The 14,911-nt window shown below is 38.0% G+C and carries 12 protein-coding genes; 8 read left to right on the top strand and 4 right to left on the bottom strand.

Annotated elements, in window-relative coordinates:
• The first annotated feature begins 271 nt into the window (after positions 1 to 271).
• The 6 genes from JET18_RS08905 (at position 272) to JET18_RS08880 (ending at position 7,613) form a co-directional block, all read left to right on the top strand.
• Entirely contained in the window at positions 272 to 1,642 is a 1,371-nt protein-coding gene (locus JET18_RS08905) for a PQQ-dependent sugar dehydrogenase (RefSeq protein WP_202090250.1), read from the top strand.
• A gap of 154 nt (positions 1,643 to 1,796) precedes the next feature.
• Complete coding sequence (locus tag JET18_RS08900) at positions 1,797 to 2,663, top strand: sigma-70 family RNA polymerase sigma factor (RefSeq protein ID WP_002979276.1); 867 nt, start codon at positions 1,797 to 1,799, stop codon at positions 2,661 to 2,663.
• Positions 2,664 to 3,048: 385 nt separating this feature from the next.
• Positions 3,049 to 3,642: a hypothetical protein gene (locus tag JET18_RS08895; RefSeq protein ID WP_202090249.1), complete on the top strand. Its 594-nt coding sequence runs from the start codon at positions 3,049 to 3,051 to the stop codon at positions 3,640 to 3,642.
• A complete protein-coding gene (locus JET18_RS08890) occupies positions 3,642 to 4,139 on the top strand; it encodes a GNAT family N-acetyltransferase (RefSeq protein WP_202090248.1) in 498 nt (165 codons plus the stop codon). Before JET18_RS08895 ends, JET18_RS08890 begins: the two co-directional genes overlap by 1 nt.
• Before the next feature lie 22 nt (positions 4,140 to 4,161).
• Positions 4,162 to 5,280, top strand: a complete 1,119-nt coding sequence (locus JET18_RS08885) for an FAD-dependent monooxygenase (RefSeq protein ID WP_202090247.1) — start codon at positions 4,162 to 4,164, stop codon at positions 5,278 to 5,280.
• A gap of 293 nt (positions 5,281 to 5,573) precedes the next feature.
• Positions 5,574 to 7,613 (top strand): S9 family peptidase, encoded by a 2,040-nt coding sequence (locus tag JET18_RS08880; protein ID WP_202090246.1) that lies wholly within the window; start codon positions 5,574 to 5,576, stop codon positions 7,611 to 7,613.
• Positions 7,614 to 7,704: 91 nt separating this feature from the next.
• On the opposite strand, the gene JET18_RS08875 is transcribed toward JET18_RS08880, so the two are convergent.
• Positions 7,705 to 8,271 carry a hypothetical protein gene (locus JET18_RS08875; protein ID WP_202090245.1) on the bottom strand — a complete coding sequence of 189 codons (567 nt, stop codon included), beginning with the start codon at positions 8,269 to 8,271 and terminating at the stop codon, positions 7,705 to 7,707.
• 366 nt (positions 8,272 to 8,637) lie between these two features.
• Here JET18_RS08875 and JET18_RS08870 point away from each other — a divergent pair, with 366 nt between their 5' ends.
• Complete coding sequence (locus JET18_RS08870; RefSeq protein ID WP_202090244.1) at positions 8,638 to 9,678, top strand: glycosyltransferase family 9 protein; 1,041 nt, start codon at positions 8,638 to 8,640, stop codon at positions 9,676 to 9,678.
• Positions 9,679 to 9,750: 72 nt separating this feature from the next.
• Entirely contained in the window at positions 9,751 to 10,512 is a 762-nt protein-coding gene (locus JET18_RS08865) for a lipopolysaccharide kinase InaA family protein (RefSeq protein ID WP_202090243.1), read from the top strand.
• A gap of 468 nt (positions 10,513 to 10,980) precedes the next feature.
• Here the strand turns inward: JET18_RS08865 and JET18_RS08860 are convergent, their stop codons facing one another.
• The 3 genes from JET18_RS08860 to JET18_RS08850 all read right to left on the bottom strand — a co-directional run bounded on the left by JET18_RS08860 (position 10,981) and on the right by JET18_RS08850 (position 14,827).
• Positions 10,981 to 13,767, bottom strand: coding sequence for a multicopper oxidase domain-containing protein (locus tag JET18_RS08860; protein WP_228728507.1), 2,787 nt, complete (start codon positions 13,765 to 13,767; stop codon positions 10,981 to 10,983).
• An 89-nt stretch (positions 13,768 to 13,856) separates the two neighbouring features.
• Positions 13,857 to 14,330: a DUF3347 domain-containing protein gene (locus tag JET18_RS08855; protein WP_202090242.1), complete on the bottom strand. Its 474-nt coding sequence runs from the start codon at positions 14,328 to 14,330 to the stop codon at positions 13,857 to 13,859.
• Between the two features lie 116 nt (positions 14,331 to 14,446).
• Positions 14,447 to 14,827, bottom strand: a complete 381-nt coding sequence (locus JET18_RS08850) for an HYC_CC_PP family protein (RefSeq protein WP_228728506.1) — start codon at positions 14,825 to 14,827, stop codon at positions 14,447 to 14,449.
• Positions 14,828 to 14,911 lie beyond the last annotated feature (84 nt).

The raw sequence follows: 14,911 nt of genomic DNA, 5'->3' as shown, positions 1-14,911 counted from the left end.
TTAATTTTTAATTATTCATTCTTCACTATAAAAGCGGGACTTCGGTTTCGCTTTTTTTTGTTTATATACCTTTTCTGAAAAAATTAAATTATAAAGAAAAGAACAATCAATTAAAGAAATATAAAAAAACGAGGTTTTTATAAATAGAAATTCTCACTTTCAGGAAAGCTAGAGAATAAACTACATAACATATTGTAAATCAGAATTTAAAAAATTTAAAACCTCTTTTTTGTATATGTTTTTTATATAAATTTGAATACTAAATATTTAAATGATGATAAAAATTTTTACGTTCGCTATTGCTGTATGTATCAATGTTCAAGTTTTTGCGCAAACAAACGACTATTCCATAAGAGAAGTTAAAAGCGGATTATATATTCCGTGGGAAATGGTGAGTGCGCCTGATGGCAGTATCTGGTTCACGCAAAGACACGGTGCCATTTCGAGACTCAATCCGGTTACCGGTGAAATGAAGCAGCTTATCTTTGAACAGGATGTGTCCATCAACAATGGTGAAGGAGGAATGCTTGGTTTAGCCCTGCATCCCGATTTCCCTAATACTCCCGAAGTATTCTGCTCTTACAATTATCTGCTTAATGGAAATGATTATCGTGAAAAATTAGTGGTATATGAATATAATCCGGTTACAGATGTACTTGCCTTTAAAAGATTGATTAAAGATGGTATTGAGGCTAATGTTATTCACAATGGCAGCCGTTTGCTCATCAGCAATAATAAACTGTATATGACTACAGGTGATGCCAATGATCTGAGCTTTCCCCAGAATACAGCATCACTGAACGGTAAGATTCTCCGTTATAACCTTGACGGGAGTATCCCCAGCGATAATCCTATACCCGGATCAGCCGTATGGAGTTTTGGACACCGCAATCCGCAAGGACTGGCTATGATGGGCACTAAACTCGTTAGCAGTGAGCACGGTCCCAGCAACGATGACGAGATCAACATTATAGAAGCCGGCAGAAACTATGGCTGGCCCAACGTTGAAGGCTATTGCAATTTACCTGCAGAGGCCACTTTCTGCACCTCCAACAATGTGTATGAACCGGCCAAATCCTGGACCCCAACGATTGCCGTATGCGGTATTGAGTTTTATACTCACCCACTCTTCCCACAGTGGAAAAATAAATTACTCCTGGCTTCACTGAAAAATCAAGCCTTATATGTGCTGACTTTCAATGCTGATCAAAACACTGTAATTTCACAAGTGGACATCCCTGAGGTAAGCTTTGGAAGAATAAGAGATGTGCTGGCTGCTCCTAATGGGAAAATATATGTAAGTACCAGTAACTCCAACAATGTGAACAACAAGATTGATAAAATTTATGAAATATATGACCCCACACCCACCAGCCTGGATACAGGAGAAACAATTTCCTCTAAAAACAATTGGGTAGCGAGCCCCATTCCTTCCAATAATACGATCACGATACAAAACAAATTGAATCATGGCGCCGCAGAGATTGATCTGGTGGATATAAGCGGAAAGCTTATTAAGCAAGTACATTTTCAAGGAAAACAGATGCAGATAGATATTAGCAGTCTGGCAGCTGGATTCTATTATTTGAAGATTAAGGAAAAAGGTTCAGTATCACAAGTTTTAAAAATTCAAAAGTTATAAAAATCATTGTAAAGCTCATCCAATTCTAAAAACCTGAAATCTGTTGTCTCCCCTCTCATATCCCATAAATTTAAAAAATAATTAAAACTGGTGTAACCTTTTTACCACTTCATACGTATAATATATAGTAACTCTTTTTTGAGGATAAAAATAGATGAGACAATTAAAAATCACTAAGCAGGTTACCAACAGGGAAACTGCTTCATTAGACAAGTATTTGCAGGAAATTGGTAAAGTGGAACTGATCACTGCGGACGAAGAAGTAGAATTGGCACAAAGAATACGTGCAGGCGACAGAGCAGCACTGGAGAAACTAATCAAAGCCAACCTTCGTTTCGTAGTTTCCGTATCCAAGCAATACCAAAATCAAGGTCTTTCTTTACCCGATTTAATTAATGAAGGTAACTTAGGATTGATGAAAGCAGCAAAAAGGTACGATGAAACTAGAGGTTTCAAATTTATCTCTTATGCGGTATGGTGGATTCGTCAGTCAATTTTACAGGCGTTAGCTGAACAGTCAAGAATTGTAAGGCTTCCGTTGAATAAAATTGGTTCCATCAATAAAATCAATAAGGCATACGCTCACCTTGAGCAGGAAAATGAAAGACCACCTTCTCCGGAAGAATTGGCTGAAGTTCTTGACATGAGCGAGGAAGATATTAAAGAATCTATGAAAAACTCCGGAAGACACCTGTCCATGGATGCGCCTTTAGTAGAAGGTGAAGATTCTAATCTTTATGATGTATTGCGTTCAGGAGAATCTCCTAGCCCGGACAAAGATCTGATGCTTGAATCTCTTCAGATTGAGATTGAAAGAGCATTGAATACTTTAACACCGAGAGAGGCTGATTTGGTAAGATTATACTTCGGACTGAACGGAAAACACCCGATGACTTTAGAAGAAATCGGTGAAACTTTCGATCTTACAAGAGAGAGAGTTCGTCAGATCAAAGAAAAAGCAATTAAGAGACTAAAACATAATACCAGAAGCAAGATCCTTAAATCTTATTTAGGTAAATAATTTTTAGCGTAAAAACAATGTAGCGGAGTCTGTTTTCAGGCTCCGTTTTTTTTGTACTCTATTCCGAATCCTAAAGATCAATCATTTTCAATCTGGAAAACTTATTTCTTTATCGCAAGGATAGACAAAGGTGCAAGCTTAGCAATGAAATATTATAAACTTCACCTTGTATTACTTTTATAAGTGAAACGCCTTTGTTTATCTTAAAACTAAAACATTATGAATCTCCTTGTTTACCTTTGCGATAAAAAACTCAGTAAAATCATTTAAAATCTAAATCAGCAAAAACAATACTGAAACAAGAGAAATAATAACTTTAAAATGCAACTGTAACAATCTTTGAACTATCTTCAACTAATAAGTAACAACACCCAATCTAAAAATTATGAAAAAAATACTTTTCGCTTCCGTTTTGGCTCTGTCACTCCTTTCCTGTAAAAAAAATACACCCAGGAATGGTGCCGCTGTAGAAAATGCCGTGGATAATGCAGAATCATCTGTCTCTGGTTCATTAAAGAGTTACCGTAAAGAAGATATGGTTGATCAGATTTATTATGAACTGATCAAAAACGATAAAAACCTGAAAGCTCTGGATGACAAAATCATAGAAACAAATCAGGAAAGCAGCAAAGTCCTGAATATTTACGGTGAAACGCTCCGGAAATCCGAGTCTTTTTATCTTGATGCCCATAATCAGGCGGCTTCCATTAAGGATTCTCTCCTGAAACAACAGCTGGATAAAGAAATCAAAATGAGCTCCGACCAATATGATCTTAAAATCAGCAAGGTGAAAGAACTGATCGCCAAAGTTAATTCCAACAGTGACAACATCAGCAATCTGTACACCGCTTTCAAAATCAGGAAAACACTTCCTGAGATCGAAAAATATCAAAAAGCACATCCTTTGAAAACGGATGGTCTTGAAAAATTCATCAATAAACAAAACCAACTACTGAACGAACTGAAAAATATAAAATAATGAATTATACCACGAAATGGCTTACAGATACTACGCGGACGGAAGAACTGGTTGATTTTTTTATGGCCCATAAAACAGATTCTTACATCTCTCACGGGGAAATTATTTCCGGAAGAGCGTTGGATTCAAACCATTGGAGCCCGGATCTTAAAGCCATACTGACCCACCAGCTTAATTCCGGTTTTGATGCGGATCACAATTCAAAATTAAAGATTCTGGTCGCTGAAAATGAAGCAGGGACAATCATTGGAATGTTGATTTTCAATAGTATTACCGGGTATAAAAATTATGCGGTACTGGAAGATATGCTTTTGGATCAGTCATTCAGAGGACAATCCCTGGGAAGTAATCTGCTTAAACTGGCCCTGGAAGAGTCAAAAAACTGGAATATCAGTTTTCTAATGCTTGAAAGTGGAATTGACAATACGGGTGCCCATCACTTTTTCAATAAATATGGTTTCAAAAAAGTCTCCGAGAATTATATTTTAACCCTATAGAAACGTATTAAAGGTATCAGGTATGGATAATATTTCAATCATTGGCGCAGGAATTGGCGGGCTGACATTAGGAAATATTCTGAAACAGCACCAGCTTGACTTCACTATCTACGAATCTGCATCCGAAATAAAACCTGTAGGCGCCGGAATTATGATGGCTGTGAATGCCATGCAGATCTTTGATCAATTAGGCCTGAAAGAAAAAATTGAAAATGCCGGAAATAAGCTCCATGGAATTTCCATTACCGATGAATCTTTAAAACCCATCACAAAAACGAGTATTCTTGCGCTTGAACAAAAATACAATTCCTGCAATGTAGCTATTCACAGGGCTGAGCTGCAGAAAATTCTGGCAGAAAATATAGATCAGGCATCCATTAAACTCAATCACTCTTTGAATAAGATTGAAAAGCATGAGAATTATTCTTTACTGTTTGAAAACGGAAACCGGACCGATTCTAAAATTATTTTTGGTGCTGATGGTATAAAATCTAGGGTCCGAAACCAGATCCTGAAAACGGGAGACATCCGGAATGCAGGGCAAAAATGCTGGCGCGGGCTCCTGGAATTCGATCTGCCTGAACAGTTTAACCATGAGGCCTTTGAGATGTGGGGAAAAGGAAAACGTTTCGGTTTCGTGAAAATTGCAGAGAAAAAAGTGTACTGGTACGCTTTGGTGAATGAAGAAAAACATAAGCTATATCCGGAATTGCCGGATTATTTTAAAGATTTCCATCCTCTTGCTCCCAGCATCCTTGAATCTACTTTAACAGAAAATATAATCCTCAATGATATTACAGACCTGTCTCCTATTCCATCCTGGTATTCGAATAATCTATGTCTGATCGGGGATGCAGCTCATGCCACAACGCCCAATATGGGTCAGGGTGCCTGTCAGGCGATTGAAGATGCTTACATCATTGGAAAATTACTGGAAAACAGCCGGGACTTCAATCGCATTTTTAAAGAATTTCAAAAAATCAGAAGAAAAAAAGTGGATTATGTGGTCAATACAAGCTGGAAAATCGGGAAAATGTCTCAATGGGAAAAGGGAAATACTCTACGGAATTTCTTTATGCGGTTCATTCCGGAAAGTACCAATTATAAACTGGCCGAAAAGATTATAAAGCTGGAAATGTAAACTCTCACCTAATTATATTTAACAATTTTACAGATCATAAACACAATCATCTGTATAAATTTGCGCAATCCGTGGTTAAAAAAATAAAACCACACCCATTCTGAGTTAAAATATTTTTGATTACTACCAAAAATGACACTGATTTACACAGATGTTTGAGGATAATGTAGAAAAATATTTATTTTTCATGATTATAAATGCATCATTGTAACATTTTCAAAATAATAACTACCAATAAGACAAGCCACTATACAAATCTGAATAGTGGATATATCATAACATAAATCTAAAAAATGAAAAAAATCTTTTATGTATTAGCCATCGTTGTAGGTCTGGTGACCACAAAGGCACAGGAAGTCCCGCTGCTGGACAGAGAACTCTTTTACGGAAATCCTGAAATTGCAGGCGGACAGCTGAGTCCGGACGGAAAATGGATCTCTTTTATGAAACAGTATGAAGGAATCATGAATATCTGGGTAAAAAAGGTAGATGAACCTTTTGATAAAGCCCGCCCGCTCACCGACAGCAAACGTCCCCTGGGAGGATATTTCTGGTCTGAAAACGGAAAGTACATCCTGTACGTTAAAGATAATAACGGAAATGAAAACATGAATATTTTTGCGGTAGATCCTATGGCAAAAGCCGATAAAGGCGTTCCGGAGTCCAGAAATCTAACTCCGCTTAAAGATGTGACTGCTCAAATTCAGATGGTCAGCAGAAAAGATCCGGATTTGTTGATGATTGGGATTAATAACCGTGATAAAGCATGGCATGACCTGTATTCACTGAAAATTTCAACCGGTGAACTGAAAAAGATTTATGAAAATAAAGACAGGATTACAGGCTATGGTTTCGATTGGGATGAAAAACTAAGAGTCTTATCCAAAACCGATGAAAAAGGAACCACCCAGATTCTGTACAAAAACGGAGATCAGTTAACTCCGATCTATGAAACATTGGTTACAGAGAGTGCTTATATCTCCAACTGGAATGAAGACAACTCAAAATTCTATCTGGTAACAGATAAAGGTGATCTGGATAAATCTGCCTTATACCTGATGGATCCGAAAACCAAGCAGATCACCAAAATAGAAAGCGATCCGAAAGGAAAAGTGGATTTCGGAGGATTATCTATGGACAGAAATACCAGAAAAATCATTTCAACGTCCTATACCGGAGACAAAACCGAAAACTACTGGAAAGATAAAACATGGGAAGCCAACTATAAATTCCTGCAAAGTAAATTCCCGGGAAGAGAAGTTGATTTTGCCAGCTCAACAAAAGACTATTCCAAGTTTTTAATCTCAGTTTGGGGCGATAAATACGCATCAGAAGCCTATTATTTCGATGCTAAAACCAAAGAACTGGTCTTCCAGTACACCCCAAGACCTGAATTGAAAAAAGTAGAAAAGTATCTGGCTCCTATGTCACCTATCACTTATAAAAGCAGTGACGGCCTTGAAATTCCCGCTTATCTAACCATTCCTGCAAACTCTTCCGGGAAAAATCTTCCGGTAGTGGTTTTAGTTCACGGAGGTCCGAAAGGTCCGAGAGATTACTGGGGCTACAGCTCAACCGTACAGTTTTTAGCGAACAGAGGGTACGCTGTACTTCAGCCTAACTTCAGAGCCAGTGGAGGTTACGGAAAAAAATTCAAAAACGCCGGTGATCTTCAGTGGGGAAAACTGATGCAGGATGATATCACCTGGGGCGTAAAATACCTGATTGACAAGGGAATTGCGGATAAAAACAAAGTGGTGATCATGGGAGGAAGCTACGGTGGCTATGCAACATTGGCGGGTCTTGCTTTCACTCCTGACCTGTATGCTGGAGGTGTTGATATCGTTGGACCTAGTAATCTGTTTACCCTTCTTGACTCTGTTCCTGCCTATTGGGAAGCCGCCCGTGCCTCTCTGTATGGAATGGTAGGTGATCCTAAAACAGAAGAAGGTAAAAAGCTTATGCAGCAGGCAAGTCCGTTGTTCAGCGTAGATAAAATCGTGAAGCCATTATTGATTATTCAGGGAGCTAATGATCCTAGAGTAAAACAGGCGGAAGCAGATCAGATTGTAATTGCGCTTCGTGAAAAAGGGAAAAAAGTAAATTATATCCTGGCAGACGATGAAGGGCACGGATTCAGAAAACCGGTTAATAATATGGCTATGTACGCTGAAACAGAGAAATTCCTTGCCGAAATCATCGGAGGAAGATATCAGAAAGATATGCCTGAACCTGTAGCAAAACGACTGAAAGAAATGACTGTTGACATTACAAAAGTAACTTACACACCAGCTGAAAAAACAGCAGGTGCTGCACAGAAAGCTACTAATTAAAAATATAATTACTGAAAAAATTCAGTTTTCATAAACAAAGGCTGTCCAAAGAATGGGCAGCCTTTTTATTTGGCCGTTTTCTCAAAAAAAATTATTTATTTTCTTTCTTTAATTTTTGATATTGTTTTAAATAGTTGGTAAACGATTCACTCTCCTTCGGATTTGACTTCTGCCAGGCTTTTAAAGCCTCACTCTGTTCCCTGTAGTTAAGGAATGTCTGGCTCTCAATGATCATATTTCCCTGTGCTTTTATTTCCTGCAGAACATCAGTTCTTATTTCCTGCTTCGTGCGGACGCTCTCCTTATACCATTTCACTCCGGAAAGAGCACTGAAAATTCCTAATCCCCAACCCGATAAAATAATGAACAGTGAGACATATAAAAGAGGTTTATAGTGATTGAAATAATCTTTGTACGATTCAAGCTGCCGGAGATCTTCCGGGGAAATTCCTACCCTGACAGTCCCAGCTTTTTCTTTCAGTTCTTTCAGATTTTGCTCAACGAAGTGTTCTGTTCGCTTTAGCTTTTCATCCATAATGGAAACTCCGGAGCTCAGGCTTTGAAATTCCTTATACAGAGATTCTGTTTTGATCTTGAGTTGTTCCATTAGCTCCACAGCGTTGAGCCCTTCCGTACTAAAATTTTGATTTTCTTCCATAATTGATTTTCTATACAATAATGTTTTTCATTTATAAAAGTTAAAATTGAGAAGTAACTGAAAAAATAAATATCACAAAGAATTGAATACTATTAAAATAAAACTCATTGACATTTCAAAATTCGACTATAGTCGTTATCAATCACTAAAATATAGATTTTTTACGTTTAGTCTATAAATTGGTTATAATAAATCACTTTAATATGAACATTAGTTAACATACGCTCCTGTTTAAATGGATTTAATGAAAAATTAACAATAAATACATATTAAAATCTACTTAGCATTTTTTTTATTTAAAACCAGATGGCGACGGTTACAATGAAAGAGTAAAATATAAAAAACAAAAAATATCCTGGCCCTTATATGAAAGTACCGAAAAACCTCAATGCCGTCAGAAGGAAATTCATGCACAGCATTACAAAAAATATTGGCAAATCAAGCTCTTCCCCCATACATGCCCAAAACACAACGATAAAAAAAATATTAATCTCACGCCCAAACCATAGATTAGGAAACCTTTTACTGCTTACCCCCATTGTACAGGAGGTTACCAATGCGTTTCCCAATGCCAGAGTTGATCTGTTTGTAAAAGGCGGCATCTCTCCTACTATTTTTAAAAATTACGAAAATATTGATCAGATCATCCAGCTTCCCAAAAAGCCATTCAAAAATTTGTTTAAATATGTAAATGGCTGGTTTACGCTGCGTTGGAAAAAATATGATTTGGTGATCAATTCTACCCACGGCTCGTCATCAGGAAAATTATCGACCCGGCTGGCCAATGCCAAATATAAATTTTACAGTGAATGGGATGAGGAGCTTCATCTGAAACACTCCGATTATCAGCATTCCGCCAAAAACGTAATATACAACCTGAGAAAATTCCTGACTCAATTGGGATTTGAAGAAAATATAAGCAAAATCCCTTATCTAAGTATTAAATTAGATAAAGATGAAATAGAAACCGGTAAAATAAAACTGGCCCAGATCATCAATAACGACAAAAAAACAATTTGTCTGTATACTAATGCTACAGGGGAAAAATGCTATTCCGAAGATTGGTGGAATTCTTTTTACGCCCATCTGCAATCTGAGTTTCCTGAGTATAACTTCGTGGAACTTCTGCCGGTAGAAAATATCTCTAAATTAAATTTTAAAATCCCGACTTTCTACAGCACCGATATCCGGGAAATGGCCGCATTCATTGCCAATACCTGCATTTTTATCGCTGCTGATAATGGAGTCATGCATTTAGCAAGTGCATCGGGAACGCCAACACTAGGGTTATTTTCGGTCACCAATGACAATATGTATAAGCCTTACAATGATAAAAGCTTTTCTGTAGATACCAACCAGGTTAATGAAAAGGAAATATCAGATCTGATAAAAAAGGTACTTCAATAATGACTACAGGCCAATCTTGAGCCCCATGAACTGAACGGAATTTGAATATATTAATACCGCACCCATGTTACTATGAACCTAATCGTTGCAACAGATTACACCCACTACGCTACTGATGTACTCCGCATTATAAAAAATTTTCAAAATGAAGGGAACCTGATAGGACCTGGAACCAGAAATATTGTAAAGTGGATCATCATCAACAATATGACCCTTAATTTTAAATCATTTAAACAGCATAATATAATTAACAGGCATGTCTACAAATATTACCGGAAGTCCAAAGCAAAGCGCTCTTTCGAATATGCCCATTTATTGATTTCTAAAAATTTCTATACCCCAAAACCTATCGCTTATGTAGAATTTCACGACTGCATCGGGTTAACAAACAGTTATTATATAAGCGAGCAGCTGGAAAACGGATTTACACTGGAAGATGTATTTCTCAACAAAAATTCCTTTGAAGACTGGCAGGAAATTGTTAAAGGATATACTTTATTAATCTATCAGCTGCATGAACAGGGAATTGAATTCATAGATAATTCGCCCGGAAATTTTTTAATAAAGAAAATCAACAATGAATACCGTTTTTTTCTGGTAGACTTAAACAGGATGAATTTTCACGAAAGATTTGAAAATGCCGACAGGTTTAAAAATTTTTCGCGGGTAACCAATGATCCGGATATTCTCCAAATCATAGGTCAGGAGTATTCATTGTTATCGGGAATTTCTCCGGAACAATGTCTGGAAGAAATCATTAAAGCTACAAACAGGCAAAAAACCAAGCGTAAAGTAAAAAAAGTATTGAAGTTTTATAAATACTTTCTAAAATAACATTGTTTAATAATGCTTGATTTAAGTAAGCAAAGAAGCAGACTCCGTCAGCGATTAAGCGTAAACAAAACATCCGCTTAATCAAATCAATCGGAGATTGATTCTACTTTGCACCCTCAGATATCCTATATCGATAATAACCTTTTGCATCAAAAAACTATAAGAGTTCTTCTAATAAGTATAAGTGATATTTTTTTGATGCAAAGGAATATTTTAGTTCCGCTTATTAAAGTTAGCAAAGAAAGAATCAATCGGAGATTGATTCGACTAAGCGTACACTATACTGAATGCTTAATTAACAGGGAAGCCGATATCTTTGCTTTCCTTAAAATAATCAAGAACGTTTCAAGAAACTTTGCGTGAAAAAAAACGTCACTCTTTCGATATTCTCAATGGATGTGTTTACAAGATCGTTCATTCTGGTATAAAATATAAAAAAGAGGTTGTCAAAAATGACAACCTCTCTCATTAATAGGTTAAAGTAAGTCCGGCTCCCCAGCCCATTTCATTATCATAATTTCCGGAGACCGATAACCATTTCTGTAAAATGTATCTTAATCCTGTTGAGAATTCTCCGTCAGAGTTCAGGGTGAAATTCCCCCTTATCCTTCTGGAGATCGGAATATCTTCCCTGCTTAATTCAAGGAGTACTTTTCCGTTCTGGTCTACACTGGCATCAGCGGTGATCAGCATCGGTAAAAGATACTGTACCCCAACCATAAAGGCATACTGGTCTTTTGAAGCACTCTGCTGCCCAAACCACGACTTCTTGCCACGGAATTTCATTCCCATATCTTCAGCCATCTGTCTTTCCATGATCTCATGATTCTTCTGAATCCTGAAACCTGCATAAGGAAGCGCCCACTGGAATTTCCCAAGAAATCTTCCCACTTTCACGTTTCCTTCAAAGTGATCGAAATCCCAGTTGGAATGAAACTGATTCAGATTCGCCCATCTTGGCCCGAACATCGTCATCGATTCTGCATGTACTTTGTTGCTTGCTATATCCAGCATTCCCATGGAGCTGACCATTTTGTTGTCTTTCAGAAAGTTTTTCCAGGCCAGCTTTCTGTTGGGCAGCTGCGGATTGGGTTTTGAATTCTCATAGCTGAATATTCTTCCCATTCCCGCCATCATGTGGTATAAAATATGACAGTGGAAAAACCAGTCGCCATCCTGATTGGCTGCAAATTCAATGGTGTTGGTTTCCATCGGCATAATATCCAGTACGTTTTTCAGGGGAGAATATTCTCCTTTTGAATTGATCAGTCTGAAATCATGACCGTGAAGGTGCATCGGGTGGCGCATCATAGAATTATTGTACATCGTAATTCTCAGGATCTCCCCTTTTTTCACCAGGATCTTATCGGTTTCCGTGACTGTTTTATTGTCAAGGGTCCACAGATACTGGTTCATATTTCCTTCCAGGGTAAACTTCAGTTCTCTTACGTTTTCATCAGGAAGAATTGTCTTTTCAGGAGATTTCAGGAGGTTGTACGAAAGTCTTTTGATTGTTTTCTCTTCTTTCATATCCATTCCTGAATGATCGGTGGCTCCTGAAGCTCCCGTTGAATGATCTTCTTCCTTAGTCTTAATTCCCATCATTTCATTCATATGCTTCATCGTCATTTTTCGCTGGCTTTCAGGAAGTTCGGGATACATTACTTCATTCATGTCCATCATCTGTTTGCCCATCTCCATATTCATCGGCTTCATATTTCCGCTCATTTCCATCATTCCGTTCATCATTTTCATGCCTTCAAAAAGCAGGAGCCTCGGCAGATTGGGAGCTTCCACTTTTTCACCGGAGCCCAGCCACAGGGAAGCATGACCGACCCTGTCTTCTGAGGTGGAACGGAATTCAAAGCTTTTATTTTCCGGAATGGTCACTTCAATATCATACGTTTCGGAAACCCCGATGATCAGGCGGTCCACTTCTACCGGAACCACATCATTCCCATCGTTTCCGACTACTTTAAATTTTCCGCCCCCATAATTCAGCCAGAAATAGGTGGATGATCCTCCGTTGGCTACCCTCAGCCTTACCTTATCACCCGCTTTCAGATTGGAATAATCAGAGCTTGGAAGCCCGTTGATCAGGAATTTATCATAGTAAACATCACTCACATCCATGGCTTCCATTCTTTTCCATTCATTCAGGGCTTTTGTTCCGAAATTTCCGGATTTAATGGCTTCCCAATAACTCTGTACGGCATTCTTTTTAATGGCATACCAGTCTGTATTGGCCATGTGAAGCCTTCTTGCGATCTGCATCGGATCTTCATCACTCCAGTCTCCTAATAATACCGGGATCTCTTTGTTGTAGGACGATTTGGGCTCGTCTTCTCTTTTATTAAATACCAGAATTCCGTTCATCCCGATCTGTTCCTGTAAAGCTTCGTGGGAATGATACCAGTACGTCCCGTTCTGCGACACCCTGAATTTATACAAATGGGTTTCTCCCGGCGTCACAGGTTTTGTCGTAAGATAAGGAACTCCGTCCTGTTCATTGGGAAGGATCACTCCATGCCAGTGAAGTCCTGTATTTTCTTTCAGCATGTTATGAAGATAGATCTCCGCTGTGTCTCCTTCCGTGAAATATAAGGTCGGAGCCTGCAGCTTTCCGTTAATTGCGATGGCTCTGCGGTTTTTCCCGGTAAAATTGACGATGGTGTCTTTCACATAAAGGTCGTATCGTACTGTTTTTCCACCAAAAGTCACTTTCCCGTTTTCAGAATTTCTTTTGAATACAGATTGATCTGCTTTTGGTTCTTCCGCAGGAACATGCTGATGGTTTTCTTTTTCTACCAGTTCCATTCCGCATTTCGGACACTTCCCTGGTTTTTCAGAAACAACTTCCGGGTGCATCGGACAGGTGTATTGAGTTTGAGATTGAGGTTTAGAAGAACGAGCTTCAGCTTTACCTTTTGAAGTTTCTATAGATTTCGGTACGGCACTACTTTTAGCCTCTGCCTTAATCTTAGTCTTAGCCTTAGCCTTAACCTCAGTCTTATTCTGAACTTTATTTATCTTAGGTTTAACATCTGTTGCTTTCTCTACTGTTTTAGGCTGTGCCGTAACTTTCGGTTTTGTCACAACGGTTTTCTTTACCAGCGTCATTTTGCATTTCGGGCAGTCTCCGGGTTTAGAAGATACTACCTCAGGATGCATCGGGCACGTGTAATACGTTTTGGTTGTTTGGGCGAGCGTAAAAACAGAGAACAAAAGCATCAGAAATATGATCATTTTTTTCATGATATTCCGAACTTTTTAAAGATGCACCAACTTAAAGCCAGTTAGAATTTAAGCTATGCAACTGTTTGTTTTAAAATTAAATACAATAATTATTTTATCTCTGACTTTACACTTCCGCAGGAAAGCATAGATTTTCCGTAGTACGGATTAAGGATTTGTTTTTCATCGCTCAGCCAGCTTGAATCTGCCATTGGACAATACTGTACGTAAACCGGTTGTTCAGAAAGTTTAAACTCTTTCGTCAGAGCGATCATATTCTCCGAAAGGTTGGAAAATGTTTCTCTTTGTGCCGTAATATTTCTGGCATCAGAAATTACGGTTGCATCTTTTCTTAAAATATTCAAATTGCCCTCAGAAACCATTTTATAGTCAACTGTTGAAGCTGTTTTGATGAATTCAGTGGCTGCTTTTGAAGTTTTGTCCGCATCATCTGAAGCCAAAGCAGATTTGATGGCAATATAGTTCTGGTACAGTTTTGAAACCTGAGCATCTTTTTTAGACTGTGCAGAAAGTGAAATAATGGAGAATAGAGATAGTGCTGCTGTAATGATATACTTTTTCATTGTTTTAAATTTTAGAATTAATTTTTTAATAAAGAATAATGGGAACGCATGATGCGTTGAACCGTGTTGTCTACGAAGGAATGATCATCTGATTCACACCAGACAACAGACGGATCTTAAATTCTAAAATTACAATGATTGAGGTAGATAGGAACCGGTTTGTATTCCGGAGGCCCGTTGATTCTTATCTGAGTCAGTTTTGAAGCTGAAAAAGATTTGTCGATGAAGAAAAATTCGTGCTGTGTAAACGTTGGTGCTATCTGGCTTGAAAAGTCAATCTTAAGCAGGTCGGATTTCTGGGAATCATCTACTTTTACCACTTTAACCTCTGTTTTACAACATCCCTTTTTTTCCTTAACACCACATTTTCCACAGATGTCTGTGGTTTTCTGGCTTACGGAAACAAATTCTTCCATACAGAAATGCACGCTGAAAGCTGCTCCGGAAGAAAATCCAAAGTAGAAAACAGAGAACAATATGGCGAGAATCTTTTTCATTGACAGGACAAAGTTAAAAATATCCCTGAAACTGTTGTTATAAAATTGTGTGTACTTGTTATAAAATTCTGCCCAGCAAAAAAG

The sequence above is a fragment of the Chryseobacterium endalhagicum genome (genome assembly GCF_016745235.1).
Classification (GTDB): domain Bacteria; phylum Bacteroidota; class Bacteroidia; order Flavobacteriales; family Weeksellaceae; genus Chryseobacterium; species Chryseobacterium endalhagicum.
The sequence above is the reverse complement of the archived record's forward strand: the minus strand, read 5'-3'. Positions and strand labels throughout refer to the sequence as shown.

Bases quoted from the DNA above. Each gene is read 5' to 3' on its own strand.
- JET18_RS08905 (WP_202090250.1), top strand. From the start codon at position 272: ATGATGATAAAAATTTTTACGTTCGCTATTGCTGTATGTATCAATGTT.
- JET18_RS08890 (WP_202090248.1), top strand. From the start codon at position 3,642: ATGAATTATACCACGAAATGGCTTACAGATACTACGCGGACGGAAGAA.
- JET18_RS08895 (WP_202090249.1), top strand. From the start codon at position 3,049: ATGAAAAAAATACTTTTCGCTTCCGTTTTGGCTCTGTCACTCCTTTCC.
- JET18_RS08880 (WP_202090246.1), top strand. From the start codon at position 5,574: ATGAAAAAAATCTTTTATGTATTAGCCATCGTTGTAGGTCTGGTGACC.
- JET18_RS08900 (WP_002979276.1), top strand. From the start codon at position 1,797: ATGAGACAATTAAAAATCACTAAGCAGGTTACCAACAGGGAAACTGCT.
- JET18_RS08870 (WP_202090244.1), top strand. From the start codon at position 8,638: ATGAAAGTACCGAAAAACCTCAATGCCGTCAGAAGGAAATTCATGCAC.
- JET18_RS08860 (WP_228728507.1), bottom strand. From the start codon at position 13,767: ATGAAAAAAATGATCATATTTCTGATGCTTTTGTTCTCTGTTTTTACG.
- JET18_RS08850 (WP_228728506.1), bottom strand. From the start codon at position 14,827: ATGAAAAAGATTCTCGCCATATTGTTCTCTGTTTTCTACTTTGGATTT.
- JET18_RS08885 (WP_202090247.1), top strand. From the start codon at position 4,162: ATGGATAATATTTCAATCATTGGCGCAGGAATTGGCGGGCTGACATTA.
- JET18_RS08855 (WP_202090242.1), bottom strand. From the start codon at position 14,330: ATGAAAAAGTATATCATTACAGCAGCACTATCTCTATTCTCCATTATT.
- JET18_RS08875 (WP_202090245.1), bottom strand. From the start codon at position 8,271: ATGGAAGAAAATCAAAATTTTAGTACGGAAGGGCTCAACGCTGTGGAG.
- JET18_RS08865 (WP_202090243.1), top strand. From the start codon at position 9,751: ATGAACCTAATCGTTGCAACAGATTACACCCACTACGCTACTGATGTA.